The following is a 25,904-nucleotide window of genomic DNA, read 5'->3' as shown; positions in this document are numbered from 1 at the left end:
AGTTATTTTAGAACAGCATAACATGATAGAAATTACATTTCCCGATTCATCAGTAAGGGAATATGAAAAAGGGGTAACAGGATTAGATATAGCAAAGAGTATAAGTCACCGTTTAGCTCAGGAAGTGCTTGCAGTAAGTGTGAATGGTGAAACATGGGATTTGACAAGGCCGATAGAGGATAATGCAACTGTGCGGTTGCTGAAATGGGAAGATGATGAGGGTAAGCACGCTTACTGGCACTCGTCGGCTCACCTGATGGCAGAAGCACTGCAAGAGCTCTATCCGGGGATTAAATTCGGTATAGGCCCCGCTATTGAAAACGGATTCTACTATGACGTGGATCCGGGTGAGGGCGTTACCATTAAGGAGTCAGATTTTCCTGTTATTGAAAAAAAGATGATGGAGCTTATCACGGCCAAAGAGGATATTGAGAGAAAAAGTATATCCAAGAGTGATGCCGTAAGAATGTTTTCTGAACGAAACGAGAGCTACAAGGTAGAGCTCATCAAAGAGCTCGATGACGGCTCAATAACTACATATACACAGGGTAATTTTACTGATCTGTGCCGGGGCCCTCACTTGCCCAATACATCATATATAAAGGCCGTAAAGATTCTGTCATCTGCGGGAGCTTACTGGCGCGGCGATGAGAAACGCCCACAGCTCACCCGGCTCTATGGGATCACATTCCCGAAAAAGAAGATGCTGGATGAGTATCTTTTGATACTTGAAGAGGCCAGGAAGAGAGATCACCGAAAAATAGGAAAAGAGCTCCAGCTGTTTGCTTTTTCTCAGACAGTAGGTGCTGGATTGCCTTTGTGGTTGCCAAAAGGTACGCAGCTGAGGCTTAGGTTGGAAGACTTCCTGAAAAAGATTCAGAATGATTTTGATTACGACCAGGTAATTACACCTCATATAGGGCACAAGCAGCTGTACATCACTTCGGGGCATTATGCAAAATATGGTAAAGACTCTTTTCAACCGATAAAAACACCCGAAGAAGGTGAGGAGTTCCTTTTGAAACCAATGAACTGCCCACATCACTGTGAAATATATAAAACCTTTCCGCGCTCATATAAAGATTTGCCTCTGAGGCTGGCAGAGTTCGGAACAGTGTACAGGTACGAGCAGAGCGGAGAGCTGCACGGCCTTACCCGTGTAAGAGGTTTCACGCAAGATGATGCACATATCTTCTGTACACCCGATCAGGTAAAAGATGAATTTCTGAAGGTGGTGGATATTATTTTTATAATCTTCAAAGCGTTGAATTTTGAAAATTTTGAAGCTCAGATATCACTTCGCGACCCGATAAACAGGGAAAAATATATAGGATCTGATGAAAATTGGGAGAAAGCTGAACGGGCAATTGTTGAGGCTTGTAATGAGAAAGGGCTAAAAGCGAAAGTGGAAACTGGAGAGGCTGCTTTCTATGGCCCAAAACTTGATTTTATGGTGAAGGATGCTCTGGGGCGACGCTGGCAGTTGGGAACCATACAGGTGGATTACAACCTCCCTGAAAGGTTTGAGCTGGAATATACAGGTGCCGATAATCAGAAGCACCGTCCCGTAATGATTCACAGGGCACCTTTCGGATCAATGGAGCGTTTTGTGGCGGTTCTCATAGAGCATACCGCCGGTAAGTTTCCATTGTGGCTTGCTCCCACTCAGGCAGTGATACTTCCGGTTAGTGAGAAATTCAATGAATATGCAAAAAATGCAGTAAAAGAGCTGAAAAGGTTTGGTATAAGGGCAGAGGTAGATGACCGCAATGAAAAGGTGGGGCGAAAAATTCGAGATAATGAATTAAAAAGGATACCCTATCTGCTTATCGTGGGTGAGAAAGAAGCAGAAAATGAAGAGGTTTCGGTAAGAAAACAGGGCGGAGAAGACAAAGGTTCGGTAAAATTGCTTACATTTGCAAAAGAAATTTCAAGGGAGGTTGAAGAAATGATGAATCCTGCGAAATTTTGATGATTTATATCGATTGAGTCCACTTTAAAAAGTCCCTGACTTTAATTTTGTTGTTTTATTTCCGTTTTTTGTTGATAAAACGCTCTGAAAATCCCTTGTTATCAGATAAAAAAATCGTATTTTGCATCACCTAAAAGAGAAGAAATCATGTTCAAGAAGACATCTGTAAATCCACAATATGACATGTTTTCCACACCTTCCACCCAAATGGGTAAGCGTGAGGCAAAAAAATATGATGATCCTGCGGCGTGGCACAACCGGTTTTATGCAAACGTCACCTCCCAAATAGACGAAACCATATTTGCTCCCCTTTTCAAACAGGGTAACATGGGCGCTCCCAATGCTTCCATACGGGTGATTATCGGAATGTCCATCATCAAGGAGGGTTTTGGCTGTAGCGATGAAGATCTGTTCGATAAATGCCAGTTCGATCTCCTGGTGCGTAAAGCCCTGGGTCTAGTCTCCCTGAGTGATGTTGCACCCTCTATCGATACTTATTATTTACTGAGAAGGCGTATTTGTGAATACGAAAACCGGTATGGTGTAAACCTGATGGAAAAGAGCTTCGAGCAGCTCACTGGCGACCAACTCTCCACCTTCAAGATATCCGGCAAATCTGTCCGTATGGACAGTAAGCTCATTGGCAGCAACATCGCCTGGTACTCCCGTTTCGAGATCATTCACAACACTTTCCGCGGGTTTATCAAGGACCTGGGCGATAGGGGGATGCTTCTTTTGAACCCCAGGCTCAGGAAACAGGTACTTCTATTTTTTAGAAGAAGATGCTCAGAATATGGTTTACCGCTTAAACAGTGAAACTCTCGGCGAGAAAATCTCTTCCCTGGGTGGGCTCATTTATCAGGTTCTTAAACGCCTTGCAGAGACCACTACCGGCTACGACCTTCTTCACCGTGTCTTCCACGAGCAATACGAGGTGGTCAAGGGACAGGCTATCCTTCGTCCCAAAGAGGACATCACGGCCAGGAGCGTTCAAAACCACAATGACCCCGATGCCGATTATCGAAAAAAAAGGAGACCAGAAGGTAAAGGGCTACAGTGTGAACATCACCGAGACCTGTGATGACACGGATGAACAGAAGGACAAACCCAACCTGATCGTAAACGTTCAGGTGAAACCGGCAAGTGCTGCAGACAATGGCTACCTGAAGGATGCCGTTACCAACATCCAGGAGAAGGTAAGCACCGATATAATAGAGAAAGTCTATGCCGATGGTGCTTATCAATCCCCCTGGTAACAGGGAGTTTGCCGATATGAACTCAATTGAACTTATAACAAGCGGATTACAAGGGAGACAATCTAAATATGACCTGGAGATGAAGGAGGGTGAGCTGGTTGTCACCCATATCGAAACCGGAGAGATTATCCCTGCATACAAAACCGGGGATAAATGGAGGATTGCCACCACAGGCAAGAGCAAGTACCGGTATTTTACGAACGAACAGATAGCAACTGCAGAACTAAGACACGAACTCGCGGCTATCCCCGGGCAGGAACAGATGAAAAGAAACAACGTGGAGGCAACCATCTTTCAGTATTGCTTCCATACGAGGAACAACAAAACACGATACAGAGGTTTGCTCAGGCACAAATTATTTACTTTCGCCAGATGTTTATGGATAAACCATGTCCGCCTTGGAAATTATCTGATAACAATAAGTCAAAGAGCGCATGAAAATGGTTTAATAACCGATTTTCGCTATATAAAGACCTCCATAAGGGAGAAACTTTTTATCGTGTTTGATTTTTTACTTCCTTGCTTCTCAAAAATAGGAAATGAAAAATCAACGAATTACTTTTTTAAACTTAAAATTGCCACTATTTAAAGTGGACTCATCGATTTAACAACGAAATTAAAATTAATTACAACAACACAGAGAAAAAATTAACAGTTTCTGAATGAGAAAAGACTCAAAAGACCAGCACCGTATCAATGAACGAATCCGGGTACCGGAAGTCCGATTAGTAGGCGATAATGTAGAAGAGGGTATTTATTCTACGAGAGAAGCAATGAGAATTGCCGAAGAAAAAGAATTGGATCTTGTTGAAATTGCTCCCATGGCTAAACCGCCTGTATGCAGGATCATAGATTATCAGAAATTTATGTATCAACAAAAGAAAAAGCTGAAAGAACAAAAAGCTAAAGCGGTTAAAGTTACTGTGAAAGAGATCCGGTTTGGTCCGCAAACAGATGATCACGACTATAACTTTAAACTGAAACATGCCATGAATTTTCTGGGCGAAGGCTCAAAAGTAAAAGCATACGTTTTTTTCAGAGGGCGTTCCATACTTTTCAAGGAGCAGGGTGAAGTGTTGCTTCTGCGTTTCGCAAACGACCTTGAGGATTATGCCAAAGTGGAACATTTGCCTATTATGGAGGGAAAACGTATGTCTATCATGCTTACCCCTAAGAAAGGTTCCCCTGCCCTTAAGAAAGAGAACAAAGAAGAGTAACGTTTTCAGCACTTTATCCTGGATATCTCAGCGAATTTCTCAAGTGATTTCTGATTGCGAGTAACGTTTTCAGCACTTTATCCTGGATATCCTGGCCACTGAGGCGGCCTGATTAGTTATGTACCCCGATCTCCTAAGTTCAACTTAGAAGTGCAACACCCGCAATAAGTTTGACATAGTTTTTCTCAAACAAGCCATGAAAAACACCGCGGGGGTTTGCCAAGCGGCATGGGGGTGCGAAACCCCCAAAGAGCGTCAATCGGCAACATAAATTAACAAGAAAGGAGACCGAAGTCTCCCTAAAATTAACTATTATGTTGCTTATGAAAAAATACAAACAGTTAACTTCAGAGCAAAGGTATGCAATTTATTTGGAAATGAAAAACGGCGCTTTCCAAAGAGAAATTGCCAAGAAGATCGGTGTCAGCCCCTCCACGGTATCCAGAGAAGTACGGCGCAACAAGAATAAGTTCGGGGGCTACTCATGGCGTTTGGCGCAGGAGATGGCCAATGAGCGCAAAGAGCATTTGCCGGGGAACCGAGCTACTCCTGAGTGGATCAAACAAAAAGTGTTTCGTCAAGTTCGTCAGGATTGGTCTCCCAAACAAATCAGTGGGTATTTCAAAAGATATGAGTCAATAGATATCTCACACGAGACCATCTATAAATGGATTCGTAAGGATAAGAACGAGGGCGGAGATTTGTATAAGCATTGTCGTCACAGACTCAAGTATCGTCAAAGACCTGTAGGATCGGTCAAGAACATTCCCAATCGCGTGAGTATTCGTCAAAGACCTGCAGAAGCAGATGGAACCAGGTTTGGAGATTTTGAAATGGATACCATCATCGGGGCAACACACTCGGAGGCCATACTGACATTAACCGAGCGAAAAACAAATTATCTTTTGATCAGAAAATTGCCCAAAGGAAAAGATTCCGGTGGTGTTGTGAAGGAGGTCTTCAAGGCATTGCTCCCTTTCAAAGATATACTGAAAACCATTACAACGGACAACGGATCCGAGTTCGCAGCACACCGGGAGATAACAAAAAAATTAGAAGTACCCATTTACTTTACCGACCCTTATTCTTCATGGCAAAAAGGAGCCATTGAAAATGCAAATAAACTAATCAGGCAATATATTCCTAAAAAAGCCTCATTTAAAGATTATTCCGATGACGATATAAAACAAATTCAGTACAAGCTGAATCACAGACCCAGAGAAAAATTGAATTTTAATTCACCAAAAAATGTGTTTTACAAAAATTGTATGTAATATTGCACTTGCTGGTTGACTCTACATCTGTAAAAAATTAAAGAATTGTTTGCTTAAAGAAAATAAAATCATTACTTTTGCAAACTTTTTCGCCGTATTGCGGATTGGGAAAAGATATTAGTAATAACAAATTTGAGAACAGCAAAATGCCAAAAATGAAGACTAATTCCGGTTCTAAAAAGAGGTTCGCCCTTACCGGAACAGGAAAAATCAAACGGAAACATGCGTACAAGAGTCACATTCTGACGAAAAAGACAAAAAAGCAGAAGAGAAATCTTACGCATACGGGACTTGTTCACAAATCAGACTTGAATAGTATTAAAACACTGTTAAGGCTGAAATAACCGACGTTTCCAGTAAAGAGATTTAATAACCGGATGTACGCTCCCAAGAGCTCTGCAGGACAGAGACGCTAACATTCAAAACAAGTAACATTATGCCAAGATCAGTAAATCATGTTGCTTCACGCAACCGCAGAAAAAAAGTTCTGAAATTAACAAGAGGCTACATTGGTGCCCGCAAAAATGTGTGGACCGTAGCAAAAAACACGTGGGAGAAGGGACTTACCTACGCCTATCGTGACCGTAAAAACAAAAAACGCAACTTCCGCGCTTTGTGGATACAGCGTATCAATGCGGCAGCCCGTGAAAACGGTATGTCATATTCCCGCCTTATGGGTGCTTTGCACAAAAATGAGATTGAAATCAACCGTAAGGTTCTTGCCGATTTGGCAATGAATCATCCAGAAGCGTTTAAAGCAATAGTGGATAAGGTAAAATAACCGGCCCGAACACAGGCGGTAAAAATATAGAAAGGGAGGATCTGGAGAAGATTTTCCTTTTTTTGTTTATCTTTGCGGAAAAAGAATAACTGTTTTTGATAGCAGTGGAACAACAGTTTCGTAAGCCGTTTCCATGTTTAAATCCGTAACAGCTGGTATTCGGTAATTAGTTTGTGCTTTCAACCTACGGCATGATAAAAATAGTGTCTCAATTATTTCCGCTTCTTCTGCAAGCACCTGCAGAGAGAGAATTAGATAAGTTGAAAAACTCAGAAAATGTTCTATGATATGAAAAAAGATGGGAAAGGGGACTCCTATGCTTACCGTGGATGGCCCCTCAACAAACCAAAAAGAGTTATAGATAGACAACAATATGAGAACCATTTCAATTGAAGAGCAAGAACGCATAGATAATGCGATCAGGGCATGCAGGCTGTGCTATGTGGGGATGTCTGATGAAAACGGAATTCCGTATGTATTACCAATGAACTTCGGTTACGAAGAGGGAATTATTTATCTTCATTCGGCACAGGAAGGGCATTCAATCTCTATCATTGAGAAAAATCCAAATGTATGCATTACCTTCTGTACAGACCCCACGCTTGTGTGGCAGAATGAGGAAGTGGCTTGCAGTTACCGGATGCGCTCCTATAGTGTGATCTGTAAAGGTAAGGTAGTTTTCGAAGAAGAGTATGATGAGAAAGTAAAAGCGCTGGATATTATTATGCGCCAATACTCCGGCAGGAAGTTCAGTTATTCGGTACCTTCTGTTAATAATGTAAAGATATGGAAGGTTGAGTTTGAAAATGTATCGGCAAGAGAATTCGGTGTGCCGGGCCCAAACACGATAAAATATAAAGACCGGAAGTCATTTTAATTTATCCTGTTTGTTGCTGATGAAAGTTATTAAACCTTATCGAATTGTAACTGATGAGAGTTATTAAACCTTACCGATAAACTTTTTTCAATGGTTTGTTGTTGAAATGAGTGGGCATTTTGAAATCACACTTTAGAGAAATTATAATGAAAAAAATAACAACCATCCTCGCAGCACTTATGATTGTGCTTGCGGCATCGGCTGCCAAGCCGCAGGAAAAAAAGACCGTAAAACCAATAGAACTGACAAAGGCTGCATTTCTGGAAAAAGTTTTCGACTATGAAAAGAATCCAGAAGCCTGGAAATATATGGGTGATAAGCCGGCAATAGTCGATTTTTATGCCGACTGGTGCGGCCCATGCAGGATAACATCTCCCATACTTGCAGAGTTGGCTGCAGAATATGGCGACTATATCCATGTATATAAAATCAATGTGGACAAAGAGCCAGAGCTGGCGTCTGTCTTTGGTGTGCAGAGCATCCCCCTTTTCCTCTTTATTCCCATGAAAGAGCAACCTCAGATGGCGATGGGTGCTCTGCCAAAAAAATCATTCAGGGAGGTTATTGATACATTTCTGCTGAAAAAAGATAATAAGTCTGCCCTTTGACTTTTTTATTTATACCTAAACAATAGAAAGAGTGATGGACTTTATTTGAACCATATAAAAAAAGTTTGGGCGATTGTCTATTTTCAGGACTACACACAAAAATAAGAGAATGATCACAAGTCTGCAAAATACTTCGATAAAAAACATTGTAAAACTGTCGAAGAGCAACGAGAGAAAAAAGCAACAGCTGTTCGTGATTGAAGGTGCGAGGGAGCTTTCCCTGGCCTTGCAGAGCGGATATAAGGTAGAGTCGGTATACGTGTGCTACGAGATGTTTGAAAAGTCGAAATATCCCGACATCCTGAAATCGTTGCCCGGGAATAATATTTTCGATATATCACTACAGGTATTCGGGAAAATAGCATATCGAGAGAATTCCGATGGGATTGTGGCAATTGCAAAGCCTAAACATCACAGACTATGTGACATACATCTCTCCTCCAACCCTTTTGTTATACTGCTTGAATCGGTTGAGAAGCCAGGCAACCTGGGTGCTGTTCTTCGCACCGCCGACGCTGCAGCTGTTGATGCGGTGATTGTATGTGATCCACAGACCGATCTGTATAACCCAAATGTGATCCGCTCAGGGGTGGGGGGCATCTTTACCGTGCAGACGGCCGCCTGCTCTTCCGAAGAGGCATTTGCATGGCTGCAGGCGCATAATATCCGTTCTTATGCAGCAGAATTACAGGCTTCTGATTTTTACCAAAATATAGACTTTAAACAACCTTCAGCTATTATAATGGGGACCGAGGCAGACGGGCTCACCCAATTCTGGCTGAAAAATGCGACAAAGCGAATCAAAATCCCCATGCGCGGTAAGATTGATTCGCTGAATGTCTCGGTCTCCACTGCCGTGCTCACGTTTGAAGCAATGCGGCAACGAGGTTTTTAATCCTTATTTTTTCTTCGTCAGATAGTTTTTTACGGTCAGTATCATGTTTCGTTGCGACTTCATTAGGTTAACCGACTGAAGAACAATTGTCTTTGTCTCATTGCTACGAGAATATTCATTTTGTCACCACGATGGATATCGAGTGCCTGACAAGCAGCTTCGGGAAATCCGGCTTTTCCCAGAATTTTCTGCGCTTTGTCAACGCGTTCGGAGTGTAAATTACAGAGAGCTTTAACCTCAACACCGGGAATGTGGGTAAAACGTTGTAGCCTCCCGGACCACGCATTCCCAGTCCAATGAATCCTACTCGTACCATATCCATTTTTGGCGCTGCAAAGTTGAACATATCCTCTTGCCCGGGAGGACGTTACGGAATATTTGTTTCTATTAATTTTACAGTTGTCGCCTGTCCTCCGTTTCCGGCACAAGATAGCATCAGTCCAAGTAAGGCGATAAAGATGTAATTGATGATTTTTGTCATGATTGTTTTTTGAAAGAAAATGAAAAAATGTGAGGCAGTTATTTGTTCTGCCTCACAGATTAATAAAAGTGTTTGGAATGAAAAATTAATTTGATGTCGGATTCTGTGTCAATGTACTACCCGAACCTTTGTATGCGTTTATTGCATTTTGGGGAATGTAATACACTACCCGGTAATCGGTTGCTTTCACTTCTTCCATCGCATTATGTGGCCCTGGATAATGACGCGTTAGCGACTTGCCGTTGCGAAATACATCGTAGCTTCGTTCTGCCTGGAAAGCGAGTTCTAATTGACGTTCTTTATCGATCAACTCGCAGGCATTGGCGGCAGTAAGCGCGGAATAGCCTTCGCCAGGCAATGAACGTTCGCGAATGATATTCAAGGCTGTCAGTGCATCTCCATATTTTCCGGTTTTGGCGGCTGCTTCCGCTTTGTTCAAATACATTTCGGCCAATCGGGTAATGATGGGCGAATGGAGTTGGGAATCTTCGCCCTCACGTGAGCATTTTACAATATAAAACATCGGATAAGCCCGGTTGAGCTTCATTAATTTGTCGATAACGCCGGTATATGTTTTCCCGTCTTCATATTTTATGGAGTAAATTCCCTGCGAAGCATCGACCGGTGTTAATGAATATGTTTTATCTCCCTCTTTACAGGTTACGGTGTTGGCCGATACTGTAATGGGGGCTTGTACATAACTATAATTAGTTTGTACCCCGGAAGCGTTATACAAATTTTTTATGAAACGGAAAACCATTACGTTGTCGTTTGAATACTGTGGCTCGATAAATGCGGCACGCGCATCTACCAGTTTATTGTTTGCCCAGTCGTTACGTCCGGTTTCGTCGAGTAAACTGATGTATTTAGCGCTTGCGTACATTTCTCCCCAGCCCATTCCACCGATATTGGAGTACATTCCGCCAATGCCGTAATAATGGTCATAACCTGAAAATTCGGTAGCTACACGTTTTACAACGAAAATACTTTCTTTGTTGTTTTCGGGTTTCAGTGTGTTGTATTTCATAAAGTCTGCACGTGGTAACAAACTGTATTTACCGGAATTAATTACCTCGTCGGCATATTTTATTGCCAAGTTAGCATATTCGGTATTCGGATTGTCATACGTTCCGCTCATATACAGATAAATACGTGATAATAAAGCTTGAGCAGCTGATTTGGAAGCATAAGCCGGCCCTTTGTCGATAGTTAATAATGTAATGGCTTTCTCCAAGTCGGCAATAGCTTGTTTGTACGTGTCCTGGACTGATGACCGATCGGGTAGTTTACCGAAGACATCGTCTGGAGTTCCGTTGACGATGGGAACTCCGAGATTTTTGTCCGGAGCCTGTGCGTAGGGTCGGCCATAAGCACGCGACAGGTAAAAATAGAGCATACCGCGTAAAAAATAACACTCGCCTAGCTGATTGTCAACTTCGGGGCTTTGTCCTTCCTTGATCAGTTTAATGATATTTGACGATTGAGCGATGGCTTTGTAACTATTGTCCCAAAAACTCTGTAAACGATAATTATTTGGTGTGCGCGAGTAAGAAATAAATTCGTAAAATGCATCGGTGGATGATCCGCGAATCATGATGTTATCGCCTGCGTATTCACCGCAGCGGTGCATCACGTCTGACCAGCCTCTCAGTTGTGCATACGTACCGGTAAGCAACGTTTCAAGAGAACCGTCAGGGTCTTGTTTTATTTTTTCGTCGGGCATAGAGCCGTAGGGCAACCTATCTATATCGCAAGCAGAAAATAAGATGCCTGCAATGAGTAAACTATATAGAAATATTTTTTTCATCTGTTTAGATCTTTTTTAGAATGTTACATTGATTCCAAATAAAAATTTGCGGGTAGAGGGATAAACGGTGGTAGTTACACCTACTATTTTGCGCCCTGTACCATCGTCATAAGTTGGAAGTTCGGGGTCAACACCCGAATAATTAGTGATAGTGAAAAGGTTTTCACCTGTTACAAAAAACCTTACATTTTTTAAGTTAAATTGAGGCAATTCCAGATTGTATCCCAGCGAAATACTGCGCAGTTTCAAGTATGAGCCATCTTCTAGATAGCGAGAGGAGACACTGTTTGATTTCGTGGCATTTTCATAAATGGCTTTGGGGTGAGTGGCGATATCTCCGGGTTTTGTCCACCGGCTCCACGATGGCATTAAACGCATCTGGTTGCGATCGGTATATGTGCCATCAGAGTCGTATTCGAGTCGGGTGTAATTATAAATTTTTCCACCCACGGAGTAACCGAATACCATATTAGCATCAAATTGCTTCCAAAAAAGCGATGTGGAAAAACCTCCGAAGAATTTAGGCGTATAAGCTCCTAATTCTACTTGGTCCGCTTCTGCATACGAGCTCGTCACCTCCCTGGTTTTATTTCCTTTATCATCGGTTACGGTCTTGTACCACTGGGGTGCACCGTTTTCAGGATTAACCCCTGCCCATTCTTGTATATACCATGTGTCGGCATCAATTCCTTCACGCAGAATGGTCTGTGCTGCGCCTGCAATATTAACGCCGCTGCCACCAATTATGGGAGCTATCTTCCCGGTTTGCGGATCCCGTTGCCCGTAAAGTTCAGTTACTTTATTTCGATTTAATCCGATATTCCCGTCAATAGTCCATAGCAAATCTTTGTTTTTGATGACGTCTATGCTTGCGGTAGCCTCAAATCCTTTATTACGTACTGCACCCACGTTACGCCAAACACTTGTAACACCTGTTAATCCGGATACAGGAACCTGGTAAAGCAGGTCGCTTGTGTTTTTATCGTAATAATCGAGAGTTAAACGTACGCGGTCAAAGAGAGCCGCATCGATCCCCACTCCCGTAGTATATGTTTTCTCCCACGTGAGATTCCGGTTACCAATTTGTGAGATAAGTGCACCCGATTTTTCGTTATAGCTTGATCCGGAAGAAACAGAATATAAATCATACTGAGGATAGAGCGATTTAGGACGGTTTCCGACTGAACCATACGAAGCTCTCAGCTTAAGTTCATTCACAATATCATTTTGAAAAAATGCTTCGCGGTGAATGTTCCAGCCGCCACTTATGGAGAAGAAGTTTCCGTATTTGGCATTGTCTCCAAAATTTGATGCACCATCGCGTCTCAATGATAATTGAGCCAAATATTTGTTGTCATATGCATAATTTATATTTGAAAACACTGACTGTACAGCCCATTCAGATACGCCGCCCTTGGTCTTTTCTGGTTTTGCAGTTACGTCGAGAATTTCGAATCCGGGCACAAAACCTATTCCTATTGCATCCACATTATTGGTGTTGTAATCGTTAAATTCATATGCCAAGAGGGCATTAATGGAATGTTTATCGAAATATTTATTGAAGCGAAGCAGTTGGTTGGTGTAGCGTCGCGTCATTTCCGAACGGTACTCCTGGATACGTCCATTTACACCTTCTGCTGAAGACGAACGCGGGTCGTAGTACGCTTTTGAAGCATACCCCTGGTATTTTATATTGTTTACGGATGAGAACGTGAGCCAATCGGTAAGTTTGATATCGAAATCGAAATTTCCCATAAATTCGTACGTTGTTGATTTCGAAAAATTCCACTGCAAATCGTACATATAGTTTGTGCCGTTGCTGTTTACCCATAACGGTGAGCGATTTGGAACAACATTGCCTATGTCGTCATAAGGACTGTCCCACGGCAGGGCTGAATACATTGCAGAAACAGAATGCTGCCGGTCGTTGATATCGCGACGTGAGCCTGAGATAAACGGTTTAATTGTCAACCAGTTGGTAGGACGATAATCAGTTTTGTATAAAAAATTGTATCGCACAAAATCGTAACCCTTCACAGAGCCGGTTTCATCGTAAATACCTACTGATACTAATGAACGCATTTTTTCTGAACCGCCGGAAATAGACAGGTTATAATCCTGGACAATTCCTGTTTGCGTAGCCTGATCCCACCAGTTAAAATCACTATTTCTTAAGTCTGAATTCCATCTCGGAAAAACAATTGATTCCTGATTGTCCATAGATGAATAATAGTCATATAATTCCGCGCCATTCATCACTTGCAAGTTGCCTTTTATCAGGTTACTTACACCTGATTTTGCTGAAAGTGTCACGGACAATTTGTCGGCTCTGGGATTTTTTGTGGTTACCACAATTACGCCGTTTGCACCTTGCGAGCCGTAGATAGCAGTTGAGGCAGCATCTTTCAAGATGGTCATCGTTTCTATATCCGCGGGATTCAAAGATCCCGAACTGTTGCCTACAATCACGCCATCTATAACCCAAAGTGGATCGGTACTTCCATTCACGGTTGATTTACCGCGAATAACGACGGTTCCTACAGAGCCGGGTTGTCCCGAACCGGGTGCAACATATACCCCCGGTGCTTTGGAATTAAGCATATTCTCAACGGAAGGAGTTGTTATGTTTTTTAGCTTTTCGGTAGAAATTGTTTGAAGTGAACCCGTTAAACTTTCGCGACGTTGCACGGTGTATCCTATTACCACCAATTCTTCCAACTGCTGTGTATCTTCCCGCATCACAACATTTATTGATGTTTTTCCGGCTGTGGAAATTTCCTGTTCCTGATAGCCGATATACGAAACTTGCAATATAGCTTCGGCAGCAACGTTGATGGTGAAATTTCCATCGAAATCGGTAACAGTTCCGTTACCTGGATTTCCTTTTTCGAGAATAGTTGCTCCAATAACAGGCTCACCGGAAGCATCAACAATACGTCCTTTGACAGGAGTTTGCCGGCTTTGTGCGGGATCAGCGCTTGGCAGATTCGTCGCACCTTTTTCTACCAATGCTATGATGTTGTTTTCGTTTTTCCGATACTCGATGGTTGTACCCGAAAGCAATTGCTGCATAGCTGCATCAATACCGGAATTGGTGAGCCGGACGGTGATGTTTTTGTCCAATCCGGGAAGCGATTCGTTGTAAAAGAATTTGTAGTTGCTCACTTTTTCAATTTCTTTCAATGTTTCGCGCAATGGTTTGTTTTGCACGTTCACGGTAATTTGCGCGAAGGTAGCATTTGTCACAACCCATAAAAGCAAGAGTATGGCAAGCCTTGCTAATGGGGACCTTTTGAAAAATTGTTTTTGCCTCATAAATTAAATTTTTTAAGTGTTGACCTTGGTCGCCGGGATAAAAAATCATATTAGGTTTCACTCTTATCTCCGATGAATGAAAAATATATAATAGGTTTTTTCTCCAGTGTGCTTATCCCGCCTGTTAATAATAGTACAGGAATGTAAAATGATTCCGCTAATAGGTTAACTATAATTAGCAATATTTAACTGACCGGTTTTTAAGAAAACAGATAGCTTTTGAAAAAGGATAAATAGAAAGCCATTTAAACGACTATTTGTTTTGGAGTGTTACTTTAATAATGGCGGAGAAAGGCCCCAAGCGTACAGCTAAAGGTCTGTGCCTGATTTGGCGTGTTACCATAATATTAACTAAGAAAGACCTGATCGTGAACTACTCTTTGTAATATAACTCTATAACAGTACCATTCATTTCATAGTACATGGGCGATGTGAGTGATAATATATCCATTGCATTGCGAATACTGCTGTTTCCGAGGGTTCCCGAAAAACGAATTGGGCGAAGGCTGTCGGAGGCAAACCTGATTTCTACATTGAAAACGCGTGATAGCGTATTGGCAATTTCTTCAAAGGAGCGATTTTCGAAATAGATATTTCCGTCTTTCCACTGCACAAAATCGGAAGCATAAACTTTGTCAGTGGAAAGCGTTTGAAGTGATCTGTCTATTGTAACGCGTTCGTTTTCCGTTAGTATGTGTTCCTGCCCCAGCGCTATTACTTTGATTTTTCCTTCCAGTAAAACGGATGAAACATATCTTTCATCATTATATGCGTTCACGTTGAAAGCAGTACCCAACGCCTGGATATCCATTTCACCGGTTCTTACAATAAACGGGCGTTCAGCATCTTTAGCCACTTCAAAATAGGCTTCGCCTTCAAGGTAAACATTACGCTCTTTGCGGTTGAAACCTTCGTTGTAAGTAAGCGAAGAACCGGAATTTATCCATACGTGGCTACCATCAGCGAGCATAATATCGGCCTTTTCGCCATTGCCAGCAGTGACGGTTACATTATTATTGTTGTTGTAAGTTTGGTTTATAGTGATATAATATGCTAAAAATGCTGATAAAACCGGAAGCATTATGATGGCTACCCACTGCATGGCTTTTCGCCATACAGGTTGTATGAGCTTGCGCGTGCTTTTTTTTGAAGGGAAAACAGTCGTGCGAATATTTTCATACATACGGTTTATGATTTCTTCATCGAATTCCGATTCGCTATTTTCAAGTCCTTTTTCCAATAATTGATTGATGTATTTGTCCCTCCGAAGCATAGTGAGTAGACGTTCTTTCTCTTCTTCAGAGGCCTCGTTCCGGAGATATTTCTCAAAAAGCAATATGTATTTTTCTTTTTCCATTATTTGATCGAGTTGTTAGTTATGGGGGGTGTAATGTATTTACCAGTTGACTACCCTGAAGCTCCTTTATTAAATAGTACAGCTTGTGATTGGAATTACCTTAATCATACGTTGTGCATTATGTTAAATTAACAAACAGAGTCCCAAGAGAAACAATTTATCGTAGTTCTTTTCAAACTCCTTTCGTATAAATTTAGTTGCCAGTGAAAGTTGAGTTTCTACAGTGCTGACGGATATTTTCATTACCTTCGCGATTTGCCTAGTTGATAAATCTTCTTTTCTTCTTAATATAAAAATCCTTTTTCTAGATGGGGGTAATTGCTCGATAAGCTCATTTATGTAGTTTTCAAGCCATTTTCTATCAATTTCTTTCTCGGTTACCGTGTCATGAACCGGCTGCTCTTTTGAAACATACTCATGATACAAGAATTCAACGGTTTGTCTTTGGTACTTGTTAAGCAGCATGTTTTTCGCGATAACGGATAGAAAAGAAAGAATAGACTTCTCTGGATTAATCTGCTGGTGGATTACCCACAGTTTTACGAATACTGATTGAACAATCTCTTCTGCCATATACCGGTCTCCATGAGAGATGGTCATAATGAAGTTGTAAAGCTTTCCGGCGTATCGTTTGTAGATAGTTTCAAAAGCTTTTTCCGAGCCGTTCTTTAATTCAATAAGATCGTTTACTTCATCAGACATCTCTTACAGGCAACTAATTTTTTATTTGTCTTTTCCCGGTAAATTACAATCCCTTATTTATCTATACCAGAGCGTAATCATCTCTCGGCCAGTGCTCAAAGAACTGTTAAAGGTAGATCGAGAGAATTTCACTGTTTTGATGCTTGCCAATATTGTATAACACTCCGCTGTGAAGCATTCAAAAATTGGCTTACCAAGTGACACTGTGTTATGTTCAGCTCAAGCTTTCTCATTCAGGATAACACCAGGCTTGTTGTTAAACATAACAAAAATAAATTTTTATCAGTGCCAGTTCCGGTCAGGCAGGGTTTGTACGAAATTTATTTACAAAAATACAATTTTTTTCATGAAAAAGATGATGAAACTCGTTTTGAACTTCATCTATTCAGAATTGTTATAACTAATTATGAAAGAGAATCTCAGTTACAAAATATATATCACAGGCGAGCCGGCTATGTCTGAACTCTCCTTTCAACAGATAAAAGGTATTGCATCGTTTCATTTTAACGGCAGACAGAAAATGATAACGATAGCAATAGATGAAAAATATAATGATGCTGCAGCAGAGATACTGCAGGAGGTGGCAGCTGTCATCAGGAAATCGGGAGGAGAGGTAAAAACTGAAAAAATCATCCGGCCGGTGCTCAACATGACTTGTTCTGCGTGCGCATCAAGTACTCAGAATATCCTTTCGTTTGTTCCGGGTGTGCTTGCCGCATCTGTTAACTATGGCAATGGTAAAGGGAATATTGAGTTCCTTCCGGGTGTTGTAACTCCTTCGGATATGAAAACTGCCCTTCGTGAGATAGGGTACGATTTGTTGATAGAGGAGGAAGAGGTTTCGTTTGAAAATCTGGAACATCTCCGGGAAGAGAATTATATAAAACTTCGTCGTGATACTATCTGGGCAGTGGGATTGGCTGTCCCCCTGGTGATTATAGGCATGTTTTTTATGTATGCTCCGTTTGCCAACATAGCGATGTGGTTGCTGGCAACCCCTGCCCTGTTTATATTCGGACGACGTTTTTTTGTTGGTGCCTGGAAGCAAGCCAAACACCATACCGCCAACATGGATACGCTGGTTGCACTAAGTACCGGGATCGCCTATCTGTTCAGCCTTTTTAATATGCTCTACCCTCGGTTTTGGGAAAACCGCGGTTTGGAAGCACATGTTTATTTTGAGGCGGCGGGTGTGATTATCGCCTTTATCCTGCTTGGGAAATTGCTAGAAGCCCGTGCCAGGGGAAACACCTCTGAGGCTATCAGGAAGCTGATGGGGCTGCAGCCCTCCACTGTGATTGTTTTCAGGGACGGGAAACCGGAAGAGATTCCCATTGAAGAGGTACTTGTAGGTGATATAGTTCTCGTGAAGCCGGGAGACAAAATTGCTGTGGATGGCGAGGTGACGGAAGGAAGTTCTTTTGTAGATGAAAGCATGATATCAGGTGAACCGATTCATGTTGAAAAACTCCCGGGAGAAAAGGTTTATGCCGGTACCATCAACCAGAAAGGAAGCTTCCGCTTCAAGGCCCGGAAGGTGGGTAAGGAGACGTTGCTGGCACATATAATAAAAACCGTGGATGAAGCACAGGGAAGTAAGGCACCCGTACAGGGATTGGTGGACAGAATTGCAGGTGTATTTGTTCCGGTAGTGATCATTATTGCTTTGCTGAGCTTTGTTGTTTGGGTTATTTCCGGTGGTGGCAACGGCTTTGTTTTCGGACTGATGGCGATGGTGACGGTGCTGGTGATTGCCTGTCCCTGTGCTCTGGGACTGGCCACACCTACAGCCATTATGGTTGGTATAGGTAAAGGAGCGGAAGAGGGTATTCTGATCAAGGATGCCGAGAGCCTGGAGATGACAAAGGATATTGATGTTGTGGTGCTCGATAAGACCGGTACCATTACCGAGGGGAGGCCGCAGGTTAGCTCTGTTATGTGGGAGCCTGGTATTCTTACGTTTTATCATAACATCTTTTACAGTATTGAATACAGGTCGGAGCATCCCCTGGCGGATGCTATCACGGGAGCACTGAAAGAGAACTGTACATTACTTGGCGATGTGACTGTGCAACAGGTAAGCGGAAGAGGAATAGAGGGGAGATATAATGGGTTGACGTATTATGTGGGGAATGAGCAGTTTATAAAGGAGAAGAACATATTGATCTCATCTGAACTGCAACGCAAAATCGACGAAGAACTGAATGTTGCGCATACTGTCTCCCTGTTTGCCGATGAGAAGAAGGCATATGGTGTGGTAGGTATTACCGATAAAATGAAACCTACTTCCAGAGAGGCGATAGATAAACTTCGCGATATGGGAATTGACGTGGCTATATATACCGGAGATAATGAGAAAGTAGCAGCTGCATTGGCAAAAGAGTTGGGCATCACTCACTATAAAGGGAGTGTCTTACCCGAAGAAAAGGCCGAAATGGTGAAGGAACTCCAGCAAAAGGGAAAAAAAGTTGCGATGGTGGGAGATGGAATAAACGATAGTGGTGCGCTGGCTCAGGCCGATGTAAGCATCGCCATGGGAGCGGGGAGCGATATCGCAATGGATGTGGCGAAAATGACCATTATTTCTTCTGATCTGAATAAGATACCTAAGGCAATCCAACTCTCCCGGGCAACAGTCAAGACCATCCGTCAGAACCTTTTTTGGGCGTTTATTTATAATATTATTGGCATCCCCATAGCGGCAGGGGTATTGTATCCTCTCACAGGCTTTATGCTAAACCCCATGATTGCTGGTGCTGCAATGGCATTGAGTTCTGTAAGTGTGGTGACAAACAGCCTGCGTCTGAAGAACAAAAAAATATGACAATGCTTATTTTCCGGAAAATATCCCGGAAAGCAACGTAAAGGCATGCCCTTAGGCTCTACCCTTTGTTATGACGGACAAATATCTTCAAAAGACCACGCCCTCCGGATGGTAGGACAGAATGGGAATACCCAGAACATGTTCCACGTACTGAAAATAGTAGAACAGTTTGTGGTTTAGCTTGAAGCCATAGTCCACACCCGGTTCATATCCAACGATGGTCTGAAAAAAAGATCTTCTGCCCGGTTGTGTAGCCAGATAGTTCCAGGCCGACACATATTGTTGGTTCCAGCCTTCGTAGTACTGTTGCGAACGGTACCTGGCCGGTGAATCCTGGAGTGTATACCAGGTCTCGAATCCCGCATCCATGACAATCAGCTCGTATTCCACGGAATCTTCCGGAGCGGCCTCACTACCGTTCGGTTCAATCTTTACCAATCCTTTTGGCCCCGAGCAGGCAACAATGAATGATACGGCTGTAAATAAAAGGAATAACTTTTTCATCTGATTATTTATTTTTTCATTTGTGTAAGGAATGTCCGCGTTAGACTAAATGAGCAGAGTCAAGCTTGCTTGAACTATGCTACTGCGAGCGAATACCTACCTTTCATCGATTGCAAGCAATTCATGCCCGTTTTATAACCGGTTATTTACTATATATAACAGCTGAATTAAACTTTAGTTAGCTCGGTTCTTCCGGGAGTTTCTTTGCTATTTTTTTATGTAGATGTCGTAGCTTGAAATCAGTAATCCAACTACTTCGGAGTAGTTCTCACGCCCCGAGCTTACTTTGTTTGTTTTCAGATAAGCATCATAGCCCCTGTCCTGCACCTCCGAGAGAGACTTGTTCCTGACGACCAGCCAGTGTTCCCGGTTTCTTCTCAAATCTGCGATTATTTCCGTTCGTATTGGCGATGTCAATGACTCAACCTCATCCGGCAGAAAATAAGCAGCATCGTTCATCAAATAGAGAAGCGTTGAGACATAAGCACTGTACCGAATTCGTTCATCTTCGCTTCCCACGCAAACAATAAATGCATACAGGTTGGCTTCCGATTCGGTCGCAATACCAAACTGATGGGCCATTTCATGTGCCAATGTGAAAGGGTAAGTGAAATTCAGGCTGTAGTCGTTCACATGAATTTCATTGAAAAAAGGTCCGAAATACCCGGAGACACCCATTTTCGAGTAGAGCGATTCAAACATCATGGGTTTTACTCTTCTTTTGCCATTGGGGTAGGCAATCCCCAGCTTCCGGTGCAATGAGATATAAGATTTTTCAATCTCTTCCCGGACAATCTCTTTGTCCACGATATCGAAATCCACAAAAGCGTTGTTGGCATCTGCAATAAAACGAACAGCAAAGTTTTTTAGATTTTCTGCGCCAAATGTAGTCTCCTGGAGATCGCTCTTCGCATAAAAATCTTCCCTGAAATAGGAGATGCCCCATGCGAAATAAAACCAGGTGACCAGAATCGTCGCAAAACGAACCAGCGAATAAAGAAACTTTTTAAAACCACTCTTCCGAATGATCACAAAGAGAATCAGCTTTATCAGATAAAGTGACGCTGCCATAATAAACAGGTCGTAGAGTGAAAAGGGGAATAACCCCGATAGCATGGATAGCACGGTTGCAACCGCAGGGTAAATGTGGCGCATATACCATTCCGAAAGGGGGGTGCTGCGGCTGAAAATGATTATCACTCCAAACAACGCCCCTGCAACTGTCAGCAGATGCGTAAATTTGTGCCTGTTTTGTTTTTTTGCCATTTCCAAAAATAATGCATTTATTGCGAATCTTTGCTCTCTGCCCCGCTAAATCATCACATTTGTTTTGGTTATTTGTTTCTTGTTCAATGTTTTTGAAGATCCAGCCTGTCTTTGAACAGGAAATAATCCTCAACCGAGCTTGGGTTTGTCTTATGATCCTCCGTATCTTCTCCTAATATACTCCGTATTTATTTGGTGTTATTATGGTTTTAAAATGGTTTTATAATGGTCTAAATACAGACCATTATAAGAGAATTTCCCTTCAGCTCCCAATTGGTTTAGGGGAAATATGAACAAAAAAGGTTTACATTTGTCTTTAAAATGAAAGTTTGATGTTTCAAAGAACAGCTGCTTCCATCTAATTTTAATAAGGAAATAAAATGAGAACTATCAGATTCAAAACAAATATAAATTGCTCAAACTGCCTAGCTAAGGTTACCCCTTTTTTGAATAGAAAGGAAGGAATACATTCATGGAATATGGAGCTTGACAATCCAGATAAAATATTGGTTGTGGAAACGGAAGATCTAGTTCCGGAGGATATCATCAAAACCGTGAAACGAACCGGTTTTGATGCAGAGGTAATTTAACCTGAATATGGTTTAAAGTTAAAAAAGAAAAAAATGTTGCGTGTTATTTTTCGATCGTATATATTTGCAACCAAAATAATAGCGAAATGACGAATCTACTTATAAACGGATATTGGTGGCGCTACTTACTACTCAAAATGTCGTAAGGAGAAGCATCGTGCGTTTATAGTAAATCGAAAAAATATAAAGAGCCTGTCGCAATCCTGCGACAGGCTCTTTGTGTTTTTAGCATATACAAACTGCAGGCAGGATATTGACAATAGGCAGACAACAAACGGATTGGACGAAATAGAGGAGATAGGTTGATCAAACAATTGTCAACATTCGATACTTCTTTCGTGGGCCGCTACAGAAGACAATTAAATAAATAAACATATGCAACATTTTTCAATTGATGGGAAGGGATATTATGGGGAGTTTGGAGGAGCATACATTCCTGAAATACTGCATCAGTGTGTAACAGACCTCAAGGAGGCTTATCTGGCAATTATCGAGAGTAAGAGCTTTCAGAAAGAGTTTAACCGGCTTCTGCACGATTATGTGGGGCGGCCTTCGCCGCTTTATTACTCAAACCGTCTGTCGGAGCGTTTCGGGGCGAAGATATATCTGAAACGGGAAGACCTAAACCATACGGGTGCACATAAAATAAACAACACCACCGGACAGATCCTGATAGCCCGTGAAATGGGTAAAACACGTATTATTGCAGAGACAGGAGCAGGACAACACGGCGTAGCAACGGCTACTGTTTGTGCACTGATGCAGATGCCGTGTACGGTTTACATGGGAAAAACCGATGTAGAACGTCAGCAGGTGAATGTGAGAAAGATGGAGATGTTGGGTGCAAAGGTTGTTCCGGTCACTTCCGGTAATATGACACTGAAAGACGCCACCAACGAGGCAATACGCGACTGGTGCAGCCATCCCGCCGACACCCACTACATTATAGGGTCGACCATCGGCCCCCATCCCTATCCCGACCTTGTAGCACGTTTGCAATCGGTCATCAGTAAGGAGATCAGGGTTCAGCTTGCAGAAAAAGAGGGGCGTGATTATCCTGATTACCTCTTTGCCTGTGTGGGCGGCGGGAGTAATGCTGCTGGTACCATTTATGAGTACCTGGATAATGAAAAGGTTCGCATAGTGTTGGCTGAAGCTGGAGGTAAAGGAATAGACAGCGGCGAATCGGCTGCTACAATCCATCTGGGTAAACCGGGTGTGTTGCACGGCTGCAGAACACTGCTGATGCAGACCGAAGACGGGCAGATCACTGAGCCCTATTCCATCTCTGCCGGACTCGATTACCCGGGCATAGGTCCGGTACATGCCAATCTTGCAGCTACAGGGCGAGCAAAAGTGTACGCTATCAACGATAACGAAGCGCTAAGAGCTGCATTTGACCTTACACGGCATGAAGGTATAATTCCGGCACTTGAATCTGCTCATGCTCTTGCAGCGCTCGAGAAAGTGGATTTCTCTCCCGGTGATATTGTTGTATTGACACTTTCCGGAAGAGGAGACAAGGATCTCGATACATATTTCAGGTATGAAAAAGAGTACTAAACATAATAAAACTATTATCGTATGATATACAAATTTGAAACTAACAGCAAAAAGGTGATGGGTGACTTGCATACCCCCGTGAGCACTTACCTGAAAGTAAGGGATGCATTTCCCCAGTCGGCATTGCTTGAGAGCTCCGACTACCATGCCAATGAGAACAGTATCTCTTATTTGGCACTAAAGCCAATTGCACGAGTTGAGGTGAACAGGGGTATCTGCAGATTCCTCTTTCCTGATGACCGGGAGGAAGAACGGCAACTTTCGGAAGATTTTACCATCTCCGATGCACTAAACAGCTTTATTGGACATTTTGAAGTGACTGGTAGTGAAAGTGGGCATTGCGGATTATTCGGCTTCACTACATTCAACTGTGTGAAATATACGGATAATATTGCTGTGCGAGAGAGCATAGAGGAGCGGAACGATGCCCCCGACATGCTCTATATCCTATATAAATATGTGATGATCTTCAACCATTTTACAGATGAAATCACACTGATAGAACTGAAAGAGCAAGGAGAGCTTAGCACTCTACACAAACTGGAATCACTTATAAATCAACGTAACTATGCTACTTACAACTTTTTTATAGAAGGAGAAGAATACAGCACCATGACCGACGAACAATTCAAAAATAGTGTGCGTGAAGGAGTGGAGCACTGCGTAGGTGGTAGGCTATTTCAGATTGTTCTTTCGAGAAGGTTTGTGCAACCCTTTTCGGGTGACGATTTCAAGGTTTACCGTGCATTACGTTCCATAAACCCTTCACCTTATCTTTTCTATTTCGACTTCGGCGGATTCCGCATTTTTGGTTCATCACCCGAGACGCACTGTAAGATAGAAGGATCGACCATAACTATTGATCCGATTGCCGGGACAACCAAACGGAGCGGTAACTACCAGGATGATATGAAAGCTTTGGATTATCTATTGAACGATCCGAAAGAGAATGCGGAGCATGCGATGCTGGTAGATCTTGCACGGGACGATTTGAGTCGTAATGCACACGATGTAAAGGTGGAGTTCTTCAAAGAGCCTCAGTTTTATTCTCATGTGATACACCTGGTTTCACGCGTGAGCGGAACTCTCAATGGAAATGCCGATCACATAAAAGCTTTTTTTGACACTTTCCCTGCCGGCACTCTTTCCGGTGCACCAAAGGTGAGGGCTATGCAGCTCATTTCCGAAATAGAGCCTCACAACCGCGGTGCATATGGTGGATGTATTGGGTTTATTGGTCTTAATTGCGATTTGAGCCAGGCTATTACTATCCGGACCTTTGTGAGCAGGAATAATGATCTGTGGTATCAGGCCGGTGCAGGTGTAATTGCTCAAAGTAACGATACTTACGAACTGAACGAAGTAAATAATAAGCTGGGAGCGTTGAAGCTGGCCATCGACAAAGCGGCAACTCTCTTTAATGCATAAATATCAAGCGGTACAATGATAATATAGCGCTCACTTGTTTTGCTCAAACAGCTTATCAGATTACGACTGTTTCATCGAATGGGTTCCCACTATACATTTCACAGGCCTCATATTTAGCTGTATATGTTTTAATTTATATATACGAAACTTGAATAATAAAATATTTGAATATAGTATGAAAGAAATACTCTATAAGCTTTTTGACTCTCATTATCTTTCTCGAGAAGAAGCCAAACAGATACTTTTCAATATTGTAAATGGAGATATTCCCGATACCCAGATTGCATCTCTTATCACCTCCTTTCTGATGCGAAGCATATCGGTGGATGAGATACTGGGATTTCGCGATGCACTGCTTGAGATGCGTTTACCGACAGATCTGTCTGAATACAGTCCGCTGGATATTGTGGGAACAGGCGGCGACGGCAAAAATACATTTAATATTTCTACATCGGCATGCTTTGTGGTTGCCGGAGCAGGATACAACGTAGTTAAGCATGGCAATTACGGGGCCACCTCCATTAGTGGTGCAAGTAACGTTATTGAGCAGCTGGGAGTGAAGTTTACTACCGATATTAATCTTCTTCGAAAAAGTCTGGAGAACTGCCATATTACATATCTTCACGCTCCTCTGTTCAGCCCGGCATTAAAGGCTGTAGCTCCTGTGAGAAAAAGCCTTGGAGTCCGCAATTTTTTCAATGTGCTGGGGCCGCTTGTAAACCCTGTGCAACCCAAATACCAGATGCTGGGTGTCTACAACCTGTCTATGTTGCGGTTATACAGTTATATTTACCAGGAGGAGGATAAGAAATTCTGTATCGTACATAGTCTTGACGGTTATGATGAAGTATCTCTCACAAGTCAGTTTAAAGTGTCCTCAAATAAAGGCGAACAGCTGTTTGTCCCTGAAGAACTCGGTTTTAGCCGTGTATCACAGGAGGCGTTGTATGGAGGGGACACCCCTGAAGAGGCTGCTCAAATATTCCGGAATGTTCTTAATTGCAGGGCGACTGATGCACAGATGAATGCGGTGTTGGTTAATGCTGCTTTCGGCATTCAGACAATCGATCAGGAGAAACCTATCGGGGAGTGTTTACAAATGGCCGAAGATTCATTGTATGGGAAAAAGGCATTGATGGTGCTGGAGAAATTTGTAACGTTAAACAGTTGAAAAGAGAATATGGATA

General features: G+C 42.4%; 24 protein-coding genes. 17 read left to right on the top strand and 7 right to left on the bottom strand.

Going from position 1 to position 25,904, the window contains the following annotated elements:
* The first annotated feature begins 22 nt into the window (after positions 1–22).
* The 12 genes from thrS to KDN43_RS03075 all read left to right on the top strand — a co-directional run bounded on the left by thrS (position 23) and on the right by KDN43_RS03075 (position 8,880).
* Positions 23–1,972 (top strand): threonine--tRNA ligase, encoded by a 1,950-nt coding sequence (gene thrS / locus KDN43_RS03130; RefSeq protein ID WP_238868234.1) that lies wholly within the window; start codon positions 23–25, stop codon positions 1,970–1,972.
* Between the two features lie 147 nt (positions 1,973–2,119).
* Complete coding sequence (locus KDN43_RS03125; protein ID WP_238865744.1) at positions 2,120–2,788, top strand: transposase; 669 nt, start codon at positions 2,120–2,122, stop codon at positions 2,786–2,788.
* Positions 2,766–3,053 carry a hypothetical protein gene (locus tag KDN43_RS03120; protein WP_238866127.1) on the top strand — a complete coding sequence of 96 codons (288 nt, stop codon included), beginning with the start codon at positions 2,766–2,768 and terminating at the stop codon, positions 3,051–3,053. Before KDN43_RS03125 ends, KDN43_RS03120 begins: the two co-directional genes overlap by 23 nt.
* Positions 3,031–3,228 carry a hypothetical protein gene (locus KDN43_RS03115; RefSeq protein ID WP_238866128.1) on the top strand — a complete coding sequence of 66 codons (198 nt, stop codon included), beginning with the start codon at positions 3,031–3,033 and terminating at the stop codon, positions 3,226–3,228. The genes KDN43_RS03120 and KDN43_RS03115 overlap by 23 nt, the downstream gene beginning before the upstream one ends.
* Entirely contained in the window at positions 3,203–3,817 is a 615-nt protein-coding gene (locus tag KDN43_RS03110; protein WP_238866130.1) for a hypothetical protein, read from the top strand. The genes KDN43_RS03115 and KDN43_RS03110 overlap by 26 nt, the downstream gene beginning before the upstream one ends.
* Before the next feature lie 73 nt (positions 3,818–3,890).
* Entirely contained in the window at positions 3,891–4,445 is a 555-nt protein-coding gene (infC, locus tag KDN43_RS03105; protein ID WP_238868233.1) for a translation initiation factor IF-3, read from the top strand.
* A 323-nt stretch (positions 4,446–4,768) separates the two neighbouring features.
* Complete coding sequence (locus KDN43_RS03100) at positions 4,769–5,719, top strand: IS30 family transposase (RefSeq protein ID WP_238868232.1); 951 nt, start codon at positions 4,769–4,771, stop codon at positions 5,717–5,719.
* A 146-nt stretch (positions 5,720–5,865) separates the two neighbouring features.
* Positions 5,866–6,063 carry a 50S ribosomal protein L35 gene (gene rpmI / locus KDN43_RS03095; protein ID WP_238869533.1) on the top strand — a complete coding sequence of 66 codons (198 nt, stop codon included), beginning with the start codon at positions 5,866–5,868 and terminating at the stop codon, positions 6,061–6,063.
* A gap of 92 nt (positions 6,064–6,155) precedes the next feature.
* Positions 6,156–6,500: a 50S ribosomal protein L20 gene (gene rplT, locus KDN43_RS03090; RefSeq protein WP_238868231.1), complete on the top strand. Its 345-nt coding sequence runs from the start codon at positions 6,156–6,158 to the stop codon at positions 6,498–6,500.
* Between the two features lie 373 nt (positions 6,501–6,873).
* The gene (locus tag KDN43_RS03085; protein WP_238868230.1) at positions 6,874–7,377 is read left to right on the top strand and encodes a pyridoxamine 5'-phosphate oxidase family protein; all 504 of its coding nucleotides are present in this window, start codon (positions 6,874–6,876) and stop codon (positions 7,375–7,377) included.
* 146 nt (positions 7,378–7,523) lie between these two features.
* Positions 7,524–7,985, top strand: coding sequence for a thioredoxin (gene trxA, locus KDN43_RS03080; RefSeq protein WP_238868229.1), 462 nt, complete (start codon positions 7,524–7,526; stop codon positions 7,983–7,985).
* A gap of 109 nt (positions 7,986–8,094) precedes the next feature.
* A complete protein-coding gene (locus KDN43_RS03075; protein WP_238868228.1) occupies positions 8,095–8,880 on the top strand; it encodes a TrmH family RNA methyltransferase in 786 nt (261 codons plus the stop codon).
* 115 nt (positions 8,881–8,995) lie between these two features.
* Here the strand turns inward: KDN43_RS03075 and KDN43_RS03070 are convergent, their stop codons facing one another.
* The 5 genes from KDN43_RS03070 to KDN43_RS03050 all read right to left on the bottom strand — a co-directional run bounded on the left by KDN43_RS03070 (position 8,996) and on the right by KDN43_RS03050 (position 16,542).
* Positions 8,996–9,196 carry a hypothetical protein gene (locus KDN43_RS03070; RefSeq protein ID WP_456107268.1) on the bottom strand — a complete coding sequence of 67 codons (201 nt, stop codon included), beginning with the start codon at positions 9,194–9,196 and terminating at the stop codon, positions 8,996–8,998.
* A gap of 250 nt (positions 9,197–9,446) precedes the next feature.
* Positions 9,447–11,168 carry a RagB/SusD family nutrient uptake outer membrane protein gene (locus KDN43_RS03065; protein ID WP_238868227.1) on the bottom strand — a complete coding sequence of 574 codons (1,722 nt, stop codon included), beginning with the start codon at positions 11,166–11,168 and terminating at the stop codon, positions 9,447–9,449.
* 15 nt (positions 11,169–11,183) lie between these two features.
* Complete coding sequence (locus KDN43_RS03060; RefSeq protein WP_238868226.1) at positions 11,184–14,483, bottom strand: SusC/RagA family TonB-linked outer membrane protein; 3,300 nt, start codon at positions 14,481–14,483, stop codon at positions 11,184–11,186.
* A 373-nt stretch (positions 14,484–14,856) separates the two neighbouring features.
* Entirely contained in the window at positions 14,857–15,840 is a 984-nt protein-coding gene (locus KDN43_RS03055; RefSeq protein ID WP_238868225.1) for a FecR family protein, read from the bottom strand.
* A 123-nt stretch (positions 15,841–15,963) separates the two neighbouring features.
* A complete protein-coding gene (locus KDN43_RS03050) occupies positions 15,964–16,542 on the bottom strand; it encodes an RNA polymerase sigma-70 factor (protein WP_238868224.1) in 579 nt (192 codons plus the stop codon).
* 406 nt (positions 16,543–16,948) lie between these two features.
* Between KDN43_RS03050 and KDN43_RS03045 the strand changes: the two genes are divergently transcribed.
* Positions 16,949–19,366 carry a heavy metal translocating P-type ATPase gene (locus KDN43_RS03045; protein ID WP_238868223.1) on the top strand — a complete coding sequence of 806 codons (2,418 nt, stop codon included), beginning with the start codon at positions 16,949–16,951 and terminating at the stop codon, positions 19,364–19,366.
* Between the two features lie 87 nt (positions 19,367–19,453).
* On the opposite strand, the gene KDN43_RS03040 is transcribed toward KDN43_RS03045, so the two are convergent.
* Entirely contained in the window at positions 19,454–19,870 is a 417-nt protein-coding gene (locus KDN43_RS03040; RefSeq protein ID WP_238868222.1) for a DUF6146 family protein, read from the bottom strand.
* 207 nt (positions 19,871–20,077) lie between these two features.
* Positions 20,078–21,136 (bottom strand): DUF3810 domain-containing protein, encoded by a 1,059-nt coding sequence (locus KDN43_RS03035; RefSeq protein WP_238868221.1) that lies wholly within the window; start codon positions 21,134–21,136, stop codon positions 20,078–20,080.
* Positions 21,137–21,516: 380 nt separating this feature from the next.
* Here KDN43_RS03035 and KDN43_RS03030 point away from each other — a divergent pair, with 380 nt between their 5' ends.
* The 4 genes from KDN43_RS03030 (at position 21,517) to trpD (ending at position 25,888) form a co-directional block, all read left to right on the top strand.
* Complete coding sequence (locus KDN43_RS03030; protein ID WP_238868220.1) at positions 21,517–21,726, top strand: heavy-metal-associated domain-containing protein; 210 nt, start codon at positions 21,517–21,519, stop codon at positions 21,724–21,726.
* Between the two features lie 375 nt (positions 21,727–22,101).
* Positions 22,102–23,289: a tryptophan synthase subunit beta gene (gene trpB, locus KDN43_RS03025; RefSeq protein ID WP_238868219.1), complete on the top strand. Its 1,188-nt coding sequence runs from the start codon at positions 22,102–22,104 to the stop codon at positions 23,287–23,289.
* 21 nt (positions 23,290–23,310) lie between these two features.
* Positions 23,311–24,717 (top strand): anthranilate synthase component I family protein, encoded by a 1,407-nt coding sequence (locus KDN43_RS03020; protein ID WP_238868218.1) that lies wholly within the window; start codon positions 23,311–23,313, stop codon positions 24,715–24,717.
* A 175-nt stretch (positions 24,718–24,892) separates the two neighbouring features.
* Positions 24,893–25,888 (top strand): anthranilate phosphoribosyltransferase, encoded by a 996-nt coding sequence (gene trpD, locus KDN43_RS03015; RefSeq protein ID WP_238868217.1) that lies wholly within the window; start codon positions 24,893–24,895, stop codon positions 25,886–25,888.
* Positions 25,889–25,904 lie beyond the last annotated feature (16 nt).

Source organism: Proteiniphilum propionicum (genome assembly GCF_022267555.1).
Classification (GTDB): Bacteria; Bacteroidota; Bacteroidia; order Bacteroidales; family Dysgonomonadaceae; genus Proteiniphilum; species Proteiniphilum propionicum.
This window is presented reverse-complemented; position numbering and strand designations above follow the sequence as displayed.

Coding starts and splice junctions, on each gene's coding strand:
- KDN43_RS03100 (WP_238868232.1), top strand. CDS start 4,769: ATGAAAAAATACAAACAGTTAACTTCAGAGCAAAGGTATGCAATTTAT.
- KDN43_RS03110 (WP_238866130.1), top strand. CDS start 3,203: ATGGTGCTTATCAATCCCCCTGGTAACAGGGAGTTTGCCGATATGAAC.
- KDN43_RS03055 (WP_238868225.1), bottom strand. CDS start 15,840: ATGGAAAAAGAAAAATACATATTGCTTTTTGAGAAATATCTCCGGAAC.
- KDN43_RS03085 (WP_238868230.1), top strand. CDS start 6,874: ATGAGAACCATTTCAATTGAAGAGCAAGAACGCATAGATAATGCGATC.
- KDN43_RS03035 (WP_238868221.1), bottom strand. CDS start 21,136: ATGGCAAAAAAACAAAACAGGCACAAATTTACGCATCTGCTGACAGTT.
- KDN43_RS03045 (WP_238868223.1), top strand. CDS start 16,949: ATGAAAGAGAATCTCAGTTACAAAATATATATCACAGGCGAGCCGGCT.
- KDN43_RS03065 (WP_238868227.1), bottom strand. CDS start 11,168: ATGAAAAAAATATTTCTATATAGTTTACTCATTGCAGGCATCTTATTT.
- trxA (WP_238868229.1), top strand. CDS start 7,524: ATGAAAAAAATAACAACCATCCTCGCAGCACTTATGATTGTGCTTGCG.
- KDN43_RS03040 (WP_238868222.1), bottom strand. CDS start 19,870: ATGAAAAAGTTATTCCTTTTATTTACAGCCGTATCATTCATTGTTGCC.
- KDN43_RS03075 (WP_238868228.1), top strand. CDS start 8,095: ATGATCACAAGTCTGCAAAATACTTCGATAAAAAACATTGTAAAACTG.
- KDN43_RS03020 (WP_238868218.1), top strand. CDS start 23,311: ATGATATACAAATTTGAAACTAACAGCAAAAAGGTGATGGGTGACTTG.
- infC (WP_238868233.1), top strand. CDS start 3,891: ATGAGAAAAGACTCAAAAGACCAGCACCGTATCAATGAACGAATCCGG.
- KDN43_RS03050 (WP_238868224.1), bottom strand. CDS start 16,542: ATGTCTGATGAAGTAAACGATCTTATTGAATTAAAGAACGGCTCGGAA.
- KDN43_RS03070 (WP_456107268.1), bottom strand. CDS start 9,196: ATGGTACGAGTAGGATTCATTGGACTGGGAATGCGTGGTCCGGGAGGC.
- trpD (WP_238868217.1), top strand. CDS start 24,893: ATGAAAGAAATACTCTATAAGCTTTTTGACTCTCATTATCTTTCTCGA.
- trpB (WP_238868219.1), top strand. CDS start 22,102: ATGCAACATTTTTCAATTGATGGGAAGGGATATTATGGGGAGTTTGGA.
- KDN43_RS03120 (WP_238866127.1), top strand. CDS start 2,766: ATGGTTTACCGCTTAAACAGTGAAACTCTCGGCGAGAAAATCTCTTCC.
- thrS (WP_238868234.1), top strand. CDS start 23: ATGATAGAAATTACATTTCCCGATTCATCAGTAAGGGAATATGAAAAA.
- rplT (WP_238868231.1), top strand. CDS start 6,156: ATGCCAAGATCAGTAAATCATGTTGCTTCACGCAACCGCAGAAAAAAA.
- rpmI (WP_238869533.1), top strand. CDS start 5,866: ATGCCAAAAATGAAGACTAATTCCGGTTCTAAAAAGAGGTTCGCCCTT.
- KDN43_RS03030 (WP_238868220.1), top strand. CDS start 21,517: ATGAGAACTATCAGATTCAAAACAAATATAAATTGCTCAAACTGCCTA.
- KDN43_RS03060 (WP_238868226.1), bottom strand. CDS start 14,483: ATGAGGCAAAAACAATTTTTCAAAAGGTCCCCATTAGCAAGGCTTGCC.
- KDN43_RS03125 (WP_238865744.1), top strand. CDS start 2,120: ATGTTCAAGAAGACATCTGTAAATCCACAATATGACATGTTTTCCACA.